The sequence below is a fragment of the Serratia sp. CY40230 genome, from assembly GCF_052168835.1.
Lineage (GTDB): Bacteria > Pseudomonadota > Gammaproteobacteria > Enterobacterales > Enterobacteriaceae > Serratia > Serratia nematodiphila.
This window is the reverse complement of record NZ_JBJNLX010000001.1, coordinates 1,413,190-1,428,156: the sequence shown is the minus strand read 5'-3', so window position 1 is coordinate 1,428,156 and position 14,967 is coordinate 1,413,190. Positions and strand designations below refer to the sequence as shown.

At 63.2% G+C, this 14,967-nt stretch carries 12 protein-coding genes; 11 read left to right on the top strand and 1 reads right to left on the bottom strand.

The genetic code is table 11. From position 1 onward, the window contains the following. Nucleotides 1–60 precede the first annotated feature (60 nt). The 11 genes from ACJ8IJ_RS06715 (at nt 61) to ACJ8IJ_RS06665 (ending at nt 13,441) form a co-directional block, all read left to right on the top strand. Nucleotides 61–1,683 (top strand): NAD+ synthase, encoded by a 1,623-nt coding sequence (locus ACJ8IJ_RS06715; RefSeq protein ID WP_004941363.1) that lies wholly within the window; start codon nt 61–63, stop codon nt 1,681–1,683. Nucleotides 1,684–1,694: 11 nt separating this feature from the next. Then, the gene (gene glnB, locus ACJ8IJ_RS06710; protein ID WP_004847623.1) at nt 1,695–2,033 is read left to right on the top strand and encodes a nitrogen regulatory protein P-II; all 339 of its coding nucleotides are present in this window, start codon (nt 1,695–1,697) and stop codon (nt 2,031–2,033) included. Nucleotides 2,034–2,249: 216 nt separating this feature from the next. Continuing rightward, nucleotides 2,250–3,173, top strand: coding sequence for a LysR substrate-binding domain-containing protein (locus tag ACJ8IJ_RS06705; protein WP_004941365.1), 924 nt, complete (start codon nt 2,250–2,252; stop codon nt 3,171–3,173). Between the two features lie 115 nt (nt 3,174–3,288). Further along, nucleotides 3,289–4,752: a gamma-aminobutyraldehyde dehydrogenase gene (locus ACJ8IJ_RS06700; RefSeq protein ID WP_442518377.1), complete on the top strand. Its 1,464-nt coding sequence runs from the start codon at nt 3,289–3,291 to the stop codon at nt 4,750–4,752. A gap of 73 nt (nt 4,753–4,825) precedes the next feature. Beyond that, nucleotides 4,826–5,980: a putative ABC transporter substrate-binding protein YdcS gene (ydcS, locus tag ACJ8IJ_RS06695; protein ID WP_033639608.1), complete on the top strand. Its 1,155-nt coding sequence runs from the start codon at nt 4,826–4,828 to the stop codon at nt 5,978–5,980. Between the two features lie 53 nt (nt 5,981–6,033). Continuing rightward, nucleotides 6,034–7,062, top strand: coding sequence for an ABC transporter ATP-binding protein (locus ACJ8IJ_RS06690; protein WP_015378790.1), 1,029 nt, complete (start codon nt 6,034–6,036; stop codon nt 7,060–7,062). A gap of 1 nt (nt 7,063) precedes the next feature. Then, a complete protein-coding gene (locus ACJ8IJ_RS06685) occupies nt 7,064–8,008 on the top strand; it encodes an ABC transporter permease (protein ID WP_021504515.1) in 945 nt (314 codons plus the stop codon). Then, the gene (locus ACJ8IJ_RS06680; RefSeq protein ID WP_442518376.1) at nt 7,998–8,804 is read left to right on the top strand and encodes an ABC transporter permease; all 807 of its coding nucleotides are present in this window, start codon (nt 7,998–8,000) and stop codon (nt 8,802–8,804) included. The genes ACJ8IJ_RS06685 and ACJ8IJ_RS06680 overlap by 11 nt, the downstream gene beginning before the upstream one ends. Nucleotides 8,805–8,839: 35 nt before the next feature. Continuing rightward, complete coding sequence (gene patD / locus ACJ8IJ_RS06675) at nt 8,840–10,264, top strand: aminobutyraldehyde dehydrogenase (RefSeq protein WP_033632318.1); 1,425 nt, start codon at nt 8,840–8,842, stop codon at nt 10,262–10,264. 85 nt (nt 10,265–10,349) lie between these two features. Further along, nucleotides 10,350–12,260, top strand: coding sequence for an NAD(P)/FAD-dependent oxidoreductase (locus ACJ8IJ_RS06670; protein WP_049299985.1), 1,911 nt, complete (start codon nt 10,350–10,352; stop codon nt 12,258–12,260). Further along, the gene (locus ACJ8IJ_RS06665; RefSeq protein WP_442518375.1) at nt 12,257–13,441 is read left to right on the top strand and encodes a c-type cytochrome; all 1,185 of its coding nucleotides are present in this window, start codon (nt 12,257–12,259) and stop codon (nt 13,439–13,441) included. Before ACJ8IJ_RS06670 ends, ACJ8IJ_RS06665 begins: the two co-directional genes overlap by 4 nt. A 37-nt stretch (nt 13,442–13,478) precedes the next feature. Here the strand turns inward: ACJ8IJ_RS06665 and hmpA are convergent, their stop codons facing one another. After that, nucleotides 13,479–14,669, bottom strand: coding sequence for an NO-inducible flavohemoprotein (gene hmpA / locus ACJ8IJ_RS06660; RefSeq protein WP_060445257.1), 1,191 nt, complete (start codon nt 14,667–14,669; stop codon nt 13,479–13,481). Nucleotides 14,670–14,967: the final 298 nt, after the last annotated feature.

The window sequence follows — 14,967 nt, the reverse complement described above, 5'->3', positions numbered from 1 at the left end:
TTGCCGCGGCGCGCCCCGGCGTAGAGCACCATGGAACGTATTAAGCGGGATCGTACACAAATGAGCAGATCACTTTCCATCGCCCTGGCCCAGTTGAACCTGCTGGTCGGCGACATTGAAGGCAACACCGAACGCATGTTGCAAATCGTGCAGGAGCAGCAGAAGGCGGGAGCCGATCTGGTCATGTTCAGCGAACTGGCGCTGTCCGGCTACCCGCCGGAAGATCTGCTGTATCGCAATGATTTCTATGAGCGCTGCGATGCGCAGCTGCTGCGCCTGCAGCAGGCCTCCGCCGAGACGGCGATCCTGGTCGGCCACCCGTGGCGCGAAGGCGACAAGCTGTACAACGCGCTGTCGCTGTTCGCCGAAGGCCGCCTGCTGACCCGCTATTTCAAGCAGCAGCTGCCGAACTACGGCGTGTTCGATGAGAAGCGCTATTTCCACGCCGGCAACGACACCTGCGTGGTGGAGCTGAAAGGCTACCGTCTGGGGCTGCTGATCTGCGAAGATCTGTGGTTCCCTGAGCCGATCGACGCCGCCAAGGCGGCCGGCGCGGAGATTATCCTGTCGATCAACGCCTCGCCGTATAATCGCGAAAAACCGTATATCCGCAAAACGCTGATGGCCGGCCACTGCCAGCGCACTCAGCTGCCGCTGGTGTACCTCAACCAGGTCGGCGGCCAGGATGAGCTGATCTTCGACGGTTGCTCCAAGGTCTTCGACGCCGCCGGCACCATGACTCACCGTCTGGCGGCCTTCGACGAGCAGGTGACCCGCCTGGAATTCAACGAGCTGGATGTGGTGCCGATGGCCGATCCGGCCGCCGAACTGCCGCAGCTGGCGCAGGTGTATCAGGCGCTGGTGCTGGCGGTGCGCGACTACGTGACCAAAAACGGCTTTAAAGGCGCGGTGCTGGGGCTGTCCGGCGGTATCGACTCGGCGCTGACGCTGGCGATCGCCGTGGATGCGTTGGGCAAAGACAAGGTGCAGGCGCTGATGATGCCATTCCGCTACACCGCGGATATCAGCATCGCCGACGCCAAGGAAGAGGCGGAAATCCTCGGCGTGGAGTTCGATATCGTCTCCATCGAACCGATGTTCGACGCTTTTATGGGCCAGCTGTCGCCGATGTTCGCCGGCACCGAGCGCGACACCACCGAAGAGAACCTGCAGGCGCGTTGCCGCGGGGTGGTGCTGATGGCGCTGTCCAACAAGCGCCGCAGCATCGTGCTGACCACTGGCAACAAGAGCGAAATGGCGGTCGGTTACGCCACGCTGTACGGCGATATGGCCGGCGGTTTCGACGTGTTGAAAGACGTGCCGAAAACGCTGGTGTTCAAGCTGTCTGAATACCGTAACACCGTCTCCTACGTGATCCCGCAGCGGGTGATCGATCGTCCGCCGTCCGCCGAGCTGGCGCCGGATCAGGTCGATCAGGACAGCCTGCCGCCGTACGATATCCTGGATGCGATCCTGGAAGGCTACGTCGAGCGCGACAAGTCGGTCGCCGATCTGGTGGCCGAAGGCTTCGATGAAGCGATCGTGCGCAAGGTGATCCGCCTGGTGGACATCAACGAATACAAGCGGCGTCAGGCCGCCGTCGGGCCGCGCATCACCGCCCGTAACTTCGGCAAAGACCGCCGCTACCCCATCACATCCGGTTTTGGCCGCAAAAATTGGTAAAAGGAAAGAAGATGAAAAAGATCGACGCGATTATCAAGCCGTTCAAACTGGATGACGTCCGCGAAGCGCTGGCCGAAGTGGGCATCACCGGCATGACAGTCACCGAAGTCAAAGGCTTCGGCCGCCAGAAGGGCCACACCGAGCTGTACCGCGGCGCCGAATACATGGTCGATTTTCTGCCTAAGGTGAAGATCGAGATCGTGGTTGCCGACGACATCGTCGACACCTGCGTGGAAACCATTATGCAAACCGCGCAGACCGGCAAGATCGGCGACGGCAAAATCTTCGTCTTCGACGTGGCGCGCGTGGTGCGTATCCGTACCGGCGAGCAGGACGAAGAAGCGATCTGATCCTCAGCAGGATCATCGGCCATCAGGGCGCAGCATGCTGCGCCCTTGTCATTTCTGCTCCCCGTACATCACACTTCTTCGCCTCGCCGTTTCCCCCATTTTTGCCTGCGGGCATTCTAAAAAAGCGAACGCTATCGCGTTTTTGACACTTTTCCCGATCGCTTCACGGCCGGCGTCTACACTCAACGCAATGTTTTTGCTTGAGGAATCACCTCCATGATGACGTTACGCCAAATCCGCCACTTCATCGCCGTGGCGGAAACCGGGTCGATCTCCGCCGGCGCCCAGGCGGTGTTTGTCTCCCAGTCTTCGCTGACGCTGGCGATCCAGCAGCTGGAAACCGAGATCGGCGTGCGGCTGTTCGATCGCCACGCCAAGGGCATGACGCTGACCCATCAGGGGCACCAGTTTTTGCGTCAGTCGTATCTGATCCTGGCGACGGTGGACAATGCCAAGCGCAGCCTGCAGATCGGCACCGAAAGCCTGACCGGCAAGCTGACCGTCGGCGTCACCAGCCTGGTGGCCGGTTACTTCCTGGTGGAGTTGCTCACGCGCTTTAAATCGGCCTATCCCAACGTCACCGTGCAGGTGGTTGAAGACGAGCGCCCGTATATCGAGCATCTGCTGGTCAGCGGCGAGATCGACATCGGCGTGCTGATCCTGTCGAACATCGAGGACCGCGACGCGCTGCAGACCGAGGTGCTGATGCACTCGCCGTATCGTCTGTGGCTGCCGCCGCTGCACCCGCTGCTGGAGCACGAGAGCATCAGCCTGGCGGACGTGGCCAAACAGCCGCTGATCCAGCTCAACGCCGATGAAATGGACGTGCACGCGCGGCGCATCTGGGCGCGCGCCGGGCTGAAGCCGGAGATCGCCATGAAGACCGCCTCGACCGAGGCGGTGCGCAGCCTGGTGGCGGCGGGGATGGGGGTCTCCATCCAGCCGGACATGGCGTACCGCGCCTGGTCGCTGGAGGGCAACATGATCGAGGCGCGCAAGCTGGACGATTTGCTGGAGCCGCTGGATATCGGGTTGGCATGGCGGCGCGGCAGCGCGCGGCCGGAGCTGGTGACGCCGTTCCTCACCATCGCGCGCGAGAACGGCAGCAAACACGCCGCCGGGCTTAAGCATTCGATTTAATCGAACGCGGCGTTCAGTATTTAGAATTTGTTGCCCGCCAGAGGCTCGCTTAGGCTGATTAAAACTAACTTATTCACATTTGGTTAACGTTTTTGTCACTTAGGGGTGTCAGGCGATGGCGGATGTGCAGGTTCTCTCAGGTTTGCCCTGTCAGCAGTTCATTAACGGTCAGCTTATCGACGGCGAAGGCCAGCAGGAGTGCATCGTCAATCCTGCCAACGGCGAGACGCTGATCGCCCTGACCGAAGCCTCTGCGGCGCAGGTCGGCAGCGCGGTGAAAGCCGCGCAGCAGGCGTTTGGCCATTGGTCGCGCACTACGCCGGCCCAGCGCGCCACGCTGTTGCTGCGCATCGCCGACGCCATTGAGCGGCAGGCGCCGCAGCTGGCGCAGCTGGAGGCCCTCAACTGCGGCAAACCGCTGCATCAGGCGCTTAATGACGATCTGCCGGCGGCGGTCGACGTGTTCCGCTTCTTTGCCGGCGCGGTGCGTACGCAGCAAGGGCAACTGGCCGGTGAGTATGTGCCGGGCCACACCTCGATGATCCGCCGCGATCCCATTGGCGTGGTGGCCTCGATCGCCCCCTGGAACTATCCGCTGATGATGGCGGCGTGGAAGATCGCGCCGGCGTTGGCGGCGGGCAATACCGTGGTGTTTAAACCCTCCGAACATACGCCGCTGACCATTTTGGCGCTGGTGCCGGCGCTGCAGGAGATCCTGCCGCCGGGCGTGCTGAACATCGTCTATGGCGGCGGTGAAGGGGTCGGCAGCCAGCTGGTGGGGCACCCGCAGGTGCGGCTGGTGTCGGTCACCGGCGATATCGTCACCGGGCAAAAAATCCTCCAGGCGGCGGCCAAAAGCGTCAAGCGCACCCATCTGGAGCTGGGGGGCAAGGCGCCGGTGATCGTTTGCGACGACGCCGATCTCGACGAGGTGGTCAACGGCATTCGCACCTATGGCTATTACAACGCCGGCCAGGACTGCACCGCCGCCTGCCGCATCTACGCGCAGGCCGGCATCTATCCCAAACTGGTGGACGCGCTGGGCGAAGCGGTCGCCAGCCTGCGCTTCGCCCGCAAGCGCGATCAGGACAACGAGATCGGCCCGTTGATAAGTGCCCGCCAGCGCGATCGCGTCGCCAGCTTTGTCGAGCGGGCGCTCAGCCAACCGCATATCGAATTGATCACCGGCGCCGCGGCGCACTCCGGGCCGGGGTTCTACTACCAGCCGACCCTGCTGGCGGGTTGCCTGCAAAGCGACGAGATCGTGCAGCGCGAGGTGTTCGGCCCGGTGGTCAGCGTCACGCGCTTCGAGCACCTGGAGCAGGCGGTCGCGTGGGCCAACGACTCGGAATACGGGCTGGCCTCGTCGGTGTGGACGCAAAATATCGATCGGGCGCTGCACATTGCCGCCCATCTGCAGTACGGCAGCACCTGGATCAACACCCATTTCACCTTGGCGAGCGAAATGCCGCACGGCGGCCTGAAACGCTCCGGCTACGGCAAGGATCTGTCCAGCGATTCGCTGCAGGATTACAGCGTTGTCAGGCACGTAATGGCGAAGTTCAAAGCCAGCTTCTAACGGTTATATCAAGAAAAATCAGGCGGCAGCCGTTCCCTGCCGCATACCGATAAGCAACACAGGGGTAATTACGATGGGAAAAACTACCGCAGTCACCACCACCGTCTCCGCGCTCTGCCTCACCGTGCTGTGCGGCCTGGCCCAGGCGGCCGATCTGCCGCAGTCGCTGGGCAAAGGCGAAGGCCGGCTGGACATCATCGCCTGGCCCGGCTACATCGAACGCGGCCAGTCCGACAAAAACTACGACTGGGTCACCCAGTTTGAGAAGCAAACCGGCTGCGCGGTGAACGTGAAGACCGCCGCCACCTCCGATGAAATGGTCAGCCTGATGGCCAAGGGCGGCTACGATCTGGTGACCGCCTCCGGCGACGCCTCGCTGCGCCTGATCTTCGGCAAGCGGGTGCAGCCGATCAACACCGCGCTGATCCCGAACTGGAAGAACATCGATCCGCGCCTGCTGAACGGCGCCTGGTACACCGTGGACGGCAAAACCTACGGCACGCCGTACCAGTGGGGTCCGAACCTGCTGATGTACAACACCAAAACCTTCCCGACGCCGCCGGACAGCTGGGCGGTGATCTTCCAGCAGCAGAACCTGCCGGACGGCAAGAGCAACCAGGGCCGGGTGCAGGCTTACGACGGCCCGATCTACATCGCCGACGCGGCGCTGTTCCTGAAGGCCACCCAGCCGCAGCTCGGCATCAGCGATCCTTACCAGCTCAACGAAGAGCAGTATCAGGCGGCGCTGAAGCTGCTGCGCAGCCAGCACGCGCTGATCCACCGCTACTGGCACGATACCTCGGTGCAGATGAGCGACTTTAAAAACGAAGGCGTGGTGGCCTCCAGCGCCTGGCCGTATCAGGCCAACGCCCTGAAGGGCGAAGGGCAGCCGATCGCCACCGTGTTCCCGAAAGAGGGCGTGACCGGCTGGGCGGATACCACCATGTTGCACAGCGACGCCAAACACCCGAGCTGCGCCTACCAGTGGATGAACTGGTCGCTGGAGCCGAAGGTGCAGGGCGATGTGGCGGCCTGGTTCGGGTCGGTGCCGGCTTCGCCGGCGGGCTGCAAGGCCAGCGCGCTGCTGGGTGAGAAGGGTTGCGAAACCAACGGTTTCAACCAGTTCGACAAAATCGCCTTCTGGAAAACGCCACAGGCGCAGGGCGGCAAGTTCGTGCCGTACAGCCGCTGGACCCAGGATTACATCGCCATCATGGGCGGCCGCTAAGCCGCGGGGCGCAGCCCGCTGCGCCCGAATTACATCAGAATGGAGCACAGAAAATGACCATTGCCGTGCAATTCATCGATGTTTCGCGGACTTTCGGCGATGTTCGCGCCGTGGATCGGGTATCCATCGACATTCAGGACGGGGAATTCTTCTCCATGCTCGGGCCGTCCGGCTCGGGCAAAACCACCTGCCTGCGCCTGATCGCCGGCTTTGAACAGCTCACTTCCGGCTCGATTCGCATTCACGGCCAGGAAGCCGCCAACCTGCCGCCTTACCAGCGCGACGTGAATACCGTGTTTCAGGATTACGCGCTGTTTCCGCACATGTCGGTGCTGGAAAACGTCGCCTACGGCCTGATGGTGAAGGGCGTCGCCAAACGCGAGCGGCTGGCGCGGGCGCAAGAGGCGCTGGAGAGCGTGGCGCTCGGTTTCGTCGCCGAACGCAAGCCGGCGCACCTGTCGGGCGGCCAGCGGCAGCGCGTGGCGCTGGCGCGCGCGCTGGTCAACCGGCCACGGGTGCTGCTGCTGGACGAACCGCTCGGCGCACTGGATCTCAAGCTGCGCGAGCAGATGCAGGGCGAACTGAAGAAGCTGCAGCGCCAGCTGGGCATCACCTTTATCTTCGTCACCCACGATCAAAGCGAAGCGCTGTCGATGTCCGATCGGGTGGCGGTATTCAATAACGGCCGCATCGAGCAGGTGGATACGCCGCGCGAGCTTTACATGCGGCCGAAGACGCCGTTCGTCGCCGAGTTCGTCGGCACCTCCAACGTGGTGCGCAGCGAACTGGCGCAGCGTCTGCTCGGCGAAAGCCGAACCTTCTCGATCCGGCCGGAGCATATTCGCCTGCTGGAGCAAGGCGGCGCGGCGCAGGACGAAATCCAGGTGCAGGGCACGCTGCAGGAAATCCACTACCAGGGCGCGGCCACGCGCTATGAGATCGCGCTGAACGGCGGCGAAAAGCTGCTGGTCAGCCAGGCCAATCCACAGTGGATCGCCGAAGGGCAACAGCGGCAGATCGGCCAGCCGATCGTCGCCTGCTGGCCGCGCGCGGCGATGGTGCCACTGCTGGAGGAGAGGTGAGATGGACATGAGCATCGATTCCCCCCCGGCGCGCGGCGGTAGCGTGCGCGCGCTGTCGACCTGGCTCTATCGCCGGCCGACGCTGTATCTGCTGTTACTGCTGGTGCCGCCGCTGCTGTGGTTCGGTGCGGTGTACCTCGGCTCGCTGCTGACGCTGCTGTGGCAGGGTTTTTACACCTTCGACGATTTCACCATGGCGGTGACGCCGGATCTGACCTTCGCCAACCTGGCGGCGCTGTTCAACCCGGCCAACTACGACATCATCCTGCGCACGCTGACCATGGCGGTGCTGGTGTCGCTGGCCAGCGCGGTACTGGCGTTCCCGATCGCCTATTACATGGCGCGCTACACCAGCGGCCGCGTCAAGGCGTTCTTTTACATCGCGGTGATGATGCCGATGTGGGCCAGCTATATCGTCAAAGCCTATGCCTGGACTCTGCTGCTGGCGAAAGACGGCGTGGCGCAGTGGTTCCTGCAGCACCTGGGGCTGGAGCCGCTGTTGGCTTCGCTGCTGACGGTGCCCGGCGTCGGCGGCAATACGCTGTCGACCTCGGGGCTGGGGCGTTTTCTGGTGTTCGTTTATATCTGGCTGCCGTTCATGATCCTGCCGATCCAGGCGGCGCTGGAGCGCCTGCCGCCCTCGCTGCTGCATGCCTCGGCGGATCTGGGTGCGCGGCCGGCGCAGACCTTCCGCCACGTCATTTTGCCGCTGGCGGTGCCGGGCATCGCGGCCGGATCGATCTTCACCTTTTCGCTGACGCTGGGCGACTTTATCGTGCCGCAGCTGGTGGGGCCGCCGGGCTATTTCATCGGCAGCATGGTCTATGCCCAGCAGGGCGCGATCGGCAATATGCCGATGGCCGCGGCCTTTACGCTGGTGCCGATCGTCCTGATCGCCATCTACCTTTCCATCGTCAAACGTCTGGGGGCTTTCGATGCACTCTGAACGCGCGCCCTTAGGGCTGAAGCTGGCCGCCTGGGGCGGACTTGTCTTCCTGCATTTCCCGTTGGCGATCATCGCCATCTATGCCTTCAACACCGAAGACGCGGCCTTCAGCTTTCCGCCGAAGGGCTTTACGCTGCACTGGTTCAACGTTGCCGCCGGGCGGCAGGACATCCTCGATGCGGTGCTGCTGTCGGCGCAGATCGCCTGCCTGGCGACCGCCATCGCGCTGGTGCTCGGCACCCTGGCGGCGGCGGCGCTGTATCGGCGCGATTTCTTCGGCAAAGACAGCATTTCGCTGTTGCTGCTGCTGCCGATCGCGCTGCCGGGGATCGTCACCGGCCTGGCGCTGCTGGCGGCGTTCAAGGCGCTGAACATCGAGCCGGGCATCCTGACCATCGTCGTCGGCCATGCGACGTTCTGCGTGGTGATCGTGTTCAACAACGTCATCGCCCGGTTCCGCCGCACCTCGTACAGCCTGATCGAGGCTTCGATGGATCTCGGCGCCGACGGCTGGCAAACCTTCCGTTACGTGATCTTGCCGAACCTCGGCTCGGCGCTGCTGGCCGGCGGCATGCTGGCGTTTGCGCTGTCGTTCGATGAAATCATCGTGACCACCTTTACCGCCAGCCACGAGCGCACGCTGCCGCTGTGGCTGCTGAACCAGCTCGGTCGCCCGCGCGACGTGCCGATCACCAACGTGGTGGCGCTGTCGGTGATGCTGTTGACCATGCTACCGATCCTCGGCGCTTACTACCTGACCAAAGGTGGGGAAAGCGTCGCCGGCAGCGGCAAATAATTTCCTTACCCGACCTCTGACAAAAGGATAACCCTATGCAAAGCCAACTGTTGATTGACGGCCAACTGGTGAATGGCCAGGGCGCGACCCAGCCGGTGTATAACCCGGCGACCGGCGAAGTGATCGCGCAGGTGGCGGAGGCCAGCCCGGAGCAGGTCGATCGCGCGGTGCTGGCGGCGGACGCCGCGTTCGCCGCCTGGGGGCAAACCACGCCGAAGGAGCGCGCCGAGCATCTGCTCAAGCTGGCGGATCTGATCGACGAGCATGCCGAGACCTTCGCCAGGCTGGAGTCGCTCAACTGCGGCAAGCCTTATCACTGCGTGCTGAACGACGAGCTGCCGGCGGTGGCCGACGTGTTTCGCTTCTTCGCCGGCGCCAGCCGCTGCCTGACCGGCATGGCGGCCGGTGAGTATCTGGCCGGGCACACCTCGATGATCCGCCGCGATCCGCTCGGCGTGGTGGCCTCGATCGCGCCGTGGAACTATCCGCTGATGATGGCGGCCTGGAAACTGGCGCCGGCCTTGGCGGCGGGCAACTGCGTGGTGATCAAGCCTTCGGAGCAGACGCCGCTGACCACCTTCAAATTGGCCGAACTGGCCGCGGGGCTGTTCCCGCCGGGCGTGCTCAACGTGCTGTTCGGGCGCGGCGCCAGCGTCGGCGATCGGCTGACCGGGCATGACAAGGTGCGCATGGTGTCGCTGACCGGGTCGATCGCCACCGGCGAGCACATCATCGCCCACACCGCCGCCGGCATTAAGCGCACCCATATGGAGCTGGGCGGCAAGGCACCGGTGCTGGTGTTCGACGACGCCGATCTGCAGCAGGTGGTGGACGGCATTCGCGGCTTTGGTTTTTACAACGCCGGCCAGGATTGCACCGCCGCCTGCCGCATCTACGCGCAGAAAAGCATTTATCCCGAGCTGGTGAAGCGGCTGGGCGAGGCGGTGGCCAGCCTGAAGATCGGCGCGCCGGACGACGAGACCACCGAGCTGGGGCCGTTGATTACCGCCCAGCATCTGGAGCGGGTGGCCGGTTTTGTCGAGCGAGCCAAAGCGTTGCCGCACGTGCAGGTAGTGACCGGCGGCGAGAAGGTGAAGGGGCCGGGATACTATTTCCAGCCGACGCTGCTGGCCGGCGCGCGCCAGGACGATGAGATCGTGCAGCGCGAAGTGTTCGGCCCGGTGGTGACGGTGACGCCGTTTGACGACGAAGAGCAGGTACTGGCCTGGGCGAACGAATCCAATTACGGGCTGGCGTCGTCCGTGTGGACCCGCGACGTGGGCCGCGCGCATCGCTTGAGCGCCCGCCTGCAATACGGCTGCACCTGGGTGAACACCCACTTCATGCTGGTGAGCGAGATGCCGCACGGCGGCCAGAAACTGTCCGGCTACGGCAAGGATATGTCGATGTACGGGCTGGAGGATTACACGGCCATTCGTCATGTGATGTTCAAACATTGATTTTACAATAATTATCCGCACAATAGCGCGGCCTTTGGGCCGGCCCCGGCCGGCCGATGATAATAAAAATTGAAAGGAAGCCTATATGGGTATCACCAGACGCGATTTTCTCAACGGGGTGGCGATCACCATCGCCGCCGGGTTGACGCCGCTGCAAATCCTGCGCGCGTCACCACAAACCGCCAATCAAACCCTGTACTACCCGCCGGCGCTGACCGGGCTGCGGGGTAACCATCCGGGCTCGTTCGAGCATGCGCATCAGCTGGGGCGCGACGGCAAAACCTTTGATTTCGGCAGCGTGCCCGCCGTTGAAGAGTTCGATCTGGTGGTGGTGGGCGCCGGCATCAGCGGGCTGGCGGCCGCCTGTTTCTGGCAGCAGCTGAAGGGCGAGCAGCAGCGCATTCTTTTGATCGACAACCACGACGACTTCGGCGGCCACGCCAAGCGCAACGAGTTCAACAGCGACGACGGCATGCTGCTCGGCTACGGCGGCAGCGAATCGCTGCAGTCGCCGCGCTCCAACTTCAGCCCGGTGGCGATGGGGCTGCTGCGCAAGCTCGGCGTCGATATCGACCAACTGGAACAGGCTTTCGACACCACCTTCTACCCGGATTTGAATTTGAGCCGCGGCGTTTACTTCGATCGCAAGAACTTCGGCGTCGACAAGGTGGTGAGCGGCGATCCGGGCCGCACGGTGGCGGACGACATCCCGCGCGATCGCCTCAACGGCCGCTCTTATGAAGCGTTCATCGGCGATTTCCCGCTGCCGGAAAGCGATCGCCAGGCGCTGATCGCGTTGCACACGGTGGAGAAGGATTATCTGCCGGAGATGACGCTGGAGCAGAAGGTCGACTGGCTCGACACCCACAGCTACACCCAGTTCCTGCGCGAGAAGGTGGGCCTGAGCGAGCTGGCGATCCGTTATTTCCAGCAGACCACCAACGATTTCCAGGCGGTGGGCATCGATGGCACCTCGTGCAGCGATGCGCGCATTTGCGATCTGCCGGGCCTGAACGGCATGAATCTGCCGCCGCTGGACGAAGAGTCGCAGGCAGATCTCGACGATCCTTACGTGTTCCACTTCCCGGACGGCAACGCCACGCTGGCGCGCCTGATGGTGCGCCAACTGATCCCGGCGGTGGCGCCGGCCGGCAAGGACATGAACGATGTGGTGCTGGCTAAATTCGACTACAGCCAGCTCGATCGGCCGGAGTCGCCGGTGAAGCTGCGTTTGAACAGCACCGGACTGCACGCGGCCAACGTCGGCGACAAGGTGGAAGTCACCTACATGACCGGCGAGAAGATGACCAAAGTGCGCGCCGGGCAGGTGGTGATGGCCGGCTACAACATGATGATCCCGTATCTGGTGCCGGAGATGGCGCACGAGCAGCAGGAGGCGCTGAAGCAGAACGTCAAGGCGCCGCTGGTGTACAGCAAGGTGGTGATCCGCAACTGGCAGCCGTTCATCAAGCTGGGCGTGCACGAGGTCTATTCGCCGGCCGCGCCGTACAGCCGCGTGAAGCTGGATTATCCGGTGAGCATGGGCGGCTATCAGCACCCGCGCGATCCGGATCGGCCGATCGGCCTGCATATGGTGTATGTGCCGACGCTGCCGGGCAGCGGCCTCAGCACGCGCGAACAGTCGCGCAAGGGGCGCGCGCTGCTGCTGGGCACGCCGTTCGAAGTGCACGAGCAGATGATCCGCGAACAGCTGCAGGGCATGCTGGGCGAGGCCGGTTTCGATCATCAGCGCGACATTCAGGCGATCACCGTCAACCGCTGGTCGCACGGTTACTCTTACTTCCTCAATGGGTTGTTTGACGACGAAGACGAAGCCAAGAAAATCATCGAAACGGCGCGGCAGCCGATCGGCAAGATCGCTATCGCCAACTCCGATGCCGACTGGAGCCCGTACGCCAACTCGGCGATCGATCAGGCGTGGCGCGCGGTTAACGAACTGGCCTACGGCAAGGTTGCCGCCAAGGAGGGAGCATGAGTCTGCGTTCGCTGTACCTGTTGAGCCTGCTGGCCGCCGGCGGCTCGGCCCAGGCGATGTCGGCCGGGGAATACGTCGCCAAAGCCGGTGACTGCACCGCCTGCCATACCGCGCCGGGCGGCGCCGAATTGGCGGGCGGCATGAAGTTCCCGACGCCGCTCGGGGCTATCTACGCCACCAACATCACGCCGGACAAGCTGCACGGCATCGGCGCTTACTCATTCGAAGAGTTCGATCGCGCCATGCGTCAGGGGATCGCCAAAGACGGTCACCGGCTTTATCCGGCGATGCCGTACACCTCGTACGCCAAAATGAGCACGGAAGACATGCGCGCGCTGTATGACTATCTGATGAACGAGGTGCCGGCGCAGAACGTCGCCAACCGCGACAGCGATATCACTTGGCCGCTGTCGATGCGCTGGCCGCTGGCGGTGTGGAACTCGCTGTTCCACGACGACCAGCCGTATCAGGCGGATCCGCAGCAAAGCGCCGAGTGGAACCGCGGCGCCTATCTGGTGCAAGGCGCAGGCCATTGCGGCAGCTGCCACACGCCGCGCGGCTGGGCGATGCAGGAGAAGGGCCTGGACGGTAAGGAGCCGGTGTTCCTGAGCGGCGCCGAGCTGGACGGCTGGTACGCCTCCAATCTGCGCGGCCTGCCGCCGGAAGAGGTGACGGCGCTGCTGAAAACCGGCCGCAGCCGCCATGCGGCGGTCGCCGGGCCAATGAGCGAGGTGGTGACCCACAGCACGCAGTACCTCAGCGACGGCGATCTGAACGCCATCGCGGTGTACCTGCGCAGCCTGGCGCCGGACACCGCCGCCAAACCTGCCTCATCTGCTGCGCAGGCGGATAATTCGGGTGGCAAGGCGACCTATGCAATGTACTGCTCGACCTGCCACGGCAATAAGGGGGAGGGCACCGACTTCGCCATTCCGGCGCTGGCGGGCAATGCCACGGTAACGGCGGATAATCCGCTGACCGCGCTGCGGGTGGTGCTGGAAGGGGCGCATACGCCGATCACGCAACGGGCGATGGCGTTCGACATGCCGGCTTATGGCTGGGCGTTGAACGATCGTCAAGCGGCCGATCTGATGAGCTATCTGCGGGGAAGCTGGGGCAACCAGGCGGCGCCGGTGACGGTGCAGCAGGTGCAGGACGCGCGCCAACTGCAGGAGAAATGAAGGGGGAGCGCGGTCTGACGGCCGCGCTCCGCAAGCATTACAGCACCTTATGCGGGCCGAAGCATTCGTAGTGGATGCGTTCGGCCTCTACGCCCATCTCCAGCAGTTGTTTGCCCACGAACTGCATGAAGGCTACCGGGCCGCAGAAGTAATAGTGCATTTGCGGATCGGCCAGGCTGCCTTGCAGCGCGCTCAAATCCATCAATCCGCGGCTGTGGTAGTCGCGGCCTTCCACGTCATCGGCGCCCGGCTCGCGGTACCACACATGGCGGCTCAGATTCGGCATGCGCCCGGCAATATCCGCCACTTCATCGGCAAAGGCGTGCACGCTGCCGTTTTCCGCCGCGTGCAGCCAGTGGACCTGTGCCTGATGTTGGCTGTCGTGCAGGCTGTTGAGCATACCGAGCATTGGGGTTTGGCCGACGCCGGCGGAGATCAGCGCCACCGGCGTGGTCGGCGTCACGTCGAGGAAGAAGTCGCCGTGCGGCGGGGCGATGTCGATCACGTCGCCTTCCTGCGCCTGCTGGTGCAGGTAGTTGGACACTTTACCCTGATCTTCACGCTTCACCGCGATGCGGTAGAACTCGCCGTTCGGCGAGGTGGTCAGCGAGTACTGGCGAATTTCCTGATGCTCCAGGCTGTCGTGCTTGATGTAGACCGCCAGGTATTGCCCCGGTTTGAAGTCCGCCACCCGGCCGCCGTCCACCGGCGCCAGCACGAAGCTGCAGATCACGTCGCTCTGCGGCTGTTTCTTCAGGATGCGGAACGCGCGCAGATCGCGCCAGCCGCCGTTGTCGGTTTCGCTCTGCTGATAAATCTGCTCTTCACGCTGAATAAACACGTTGGCCAGTACGCCGTAGGCTTTGCCCCAGGCGTCCAACACTTCCTGACCCGGGCTGAACATTTCGTCCAGCGTCGCCAGCAGGTGGCCGCCGACGATTTGGTATTGCTCCGGCTGGATATTGAAGCTGGTGTGCTTCTGCGCGATGCGTTCCACCGCCGGCAGCAGCGCCGCCAGGTTCTCGATGTTGGCGGCATAGGCGCAGATGGCGTCGAACAGCGCCTGACGCTGATCGCCGTTGCGCTGATTGCTCATATTGAAAATGTCTTTCAATTCCGGGTTGTGGGCGAACATGCGATCGTAAAAGTGGGCGGTCAGCTTCGGCCCGGTTGCTGCCAGCAGGGGGATGGTGGATTTCACGGTGGCGATGGTTTGGCTATCCAGCATGGGAGCGCTCCTTGGGTTGGGATCTTGACGAGAATTTTAATGATGTATTTTAAATGCATCTTATTGGGTTCCACGCCGCTTGTAAATACCCTTGTTTTCGTTGCGGTGTTCTTCGGGCGTCGATCGCGCTCACAGAACATGAAAAAAGCGCATTGTTCGCATGAGGAAATGTCCGTTGATAAACGGCAGCGTTTCGCGGATCAAAGCCTTGCGCCGCCTTATGCCAATCGTTTGCGTAAAAACCTCTGTCAAGACCTATCTTCGGTAGGGCGAAACGGTTTACACTGTGGCCCAGACC

Bases quoted from the DNA above. Each gene is read 5' to 3' on its own strand.
- ACJ8IJ_RS06665 (WP_442518375.1), top strand. From the start codon at position 12,257: ATGAGTCTGCGTTCGCTGTACCTGTTGAGCCTGCTGGCCGCCGGCGGC.
- ACJ8IJ_RS06705 (WP_004941365.1), top strand. From the start codon at position 2,250: ATGATGACGTTACGCCAAATCCGCCACTTCATCGCCGTGGCGGAAACC.
- ACJ8IJ_RS06685 (WP_021504515.1), top strand. From the start codon at position 7,064: ATGGACATGAGCATCGATTCCCCCCCGGCGCGCGGCGGTAGCGTGCGC.
- hmpA (WP_060445257.1), bottom strand. From the start codon at position 14,669: ATGCTGGATAGCCAAACCATCGCCACCGTGAAATCCACCATCCCCCTG.
- ACJ8IJ_RS06700 (WP_442518377.1), top strand. From the start codon at position 3,289: ATGGCGGATGTGCAGGTTCTCTCAGGTTTGCCCTGTCAGCAGTTCATT.
- ACJ8IJ_RS06680 (WP_442518376.1), top strand. From the start codon at position 7,998: ATGCACTCTGAACGCGCGCCCTTAGGGCTGAAGCTGGCCGCCTGGGGC.
- glnB (WP_004847623.1), top strand. From the start codon at position 1,695: ATGAAAAAGATCGACGCGATTATCAAGCCGTTCAAACTGGATGACGTC.
- ACJ8IJ_RS06670 (WP_049299985.1), top strand. From the start codon at position 10,350: ATGGGTATCACCAGACGCGATTTTCTCAACGGGGTGGCGATCACCATC.
- ydcS (WP_033639608.1), top strand. From the start codon at position 4,826: ATGGGAAAAACTACCGCAGTCACCACCACCGTCTCCGCGCTCTGCCTC.
- patD (WP_033632318.1), top strand. From the start codon at position 8,840: ATGCAAAGCCAACTGTTGATTGACGGCCAACTGGTGAATGGCCAGGGC.
- ACJ8IJ_RS06690 (WP_015378790.1), top strand. From the start codon at position 6,034: ATGACCATTGCCGTGCAATTCATCGATGTTTCGCGGACTTTCGGCGAT.
- ACJ8IJ_RS06715 (WP_004941363.1), top strand. From the start codon at position 61: ATGAGCAGATCACTTTCCATCGCCCTGGCCCAGTTGAACCTGCTGGTC.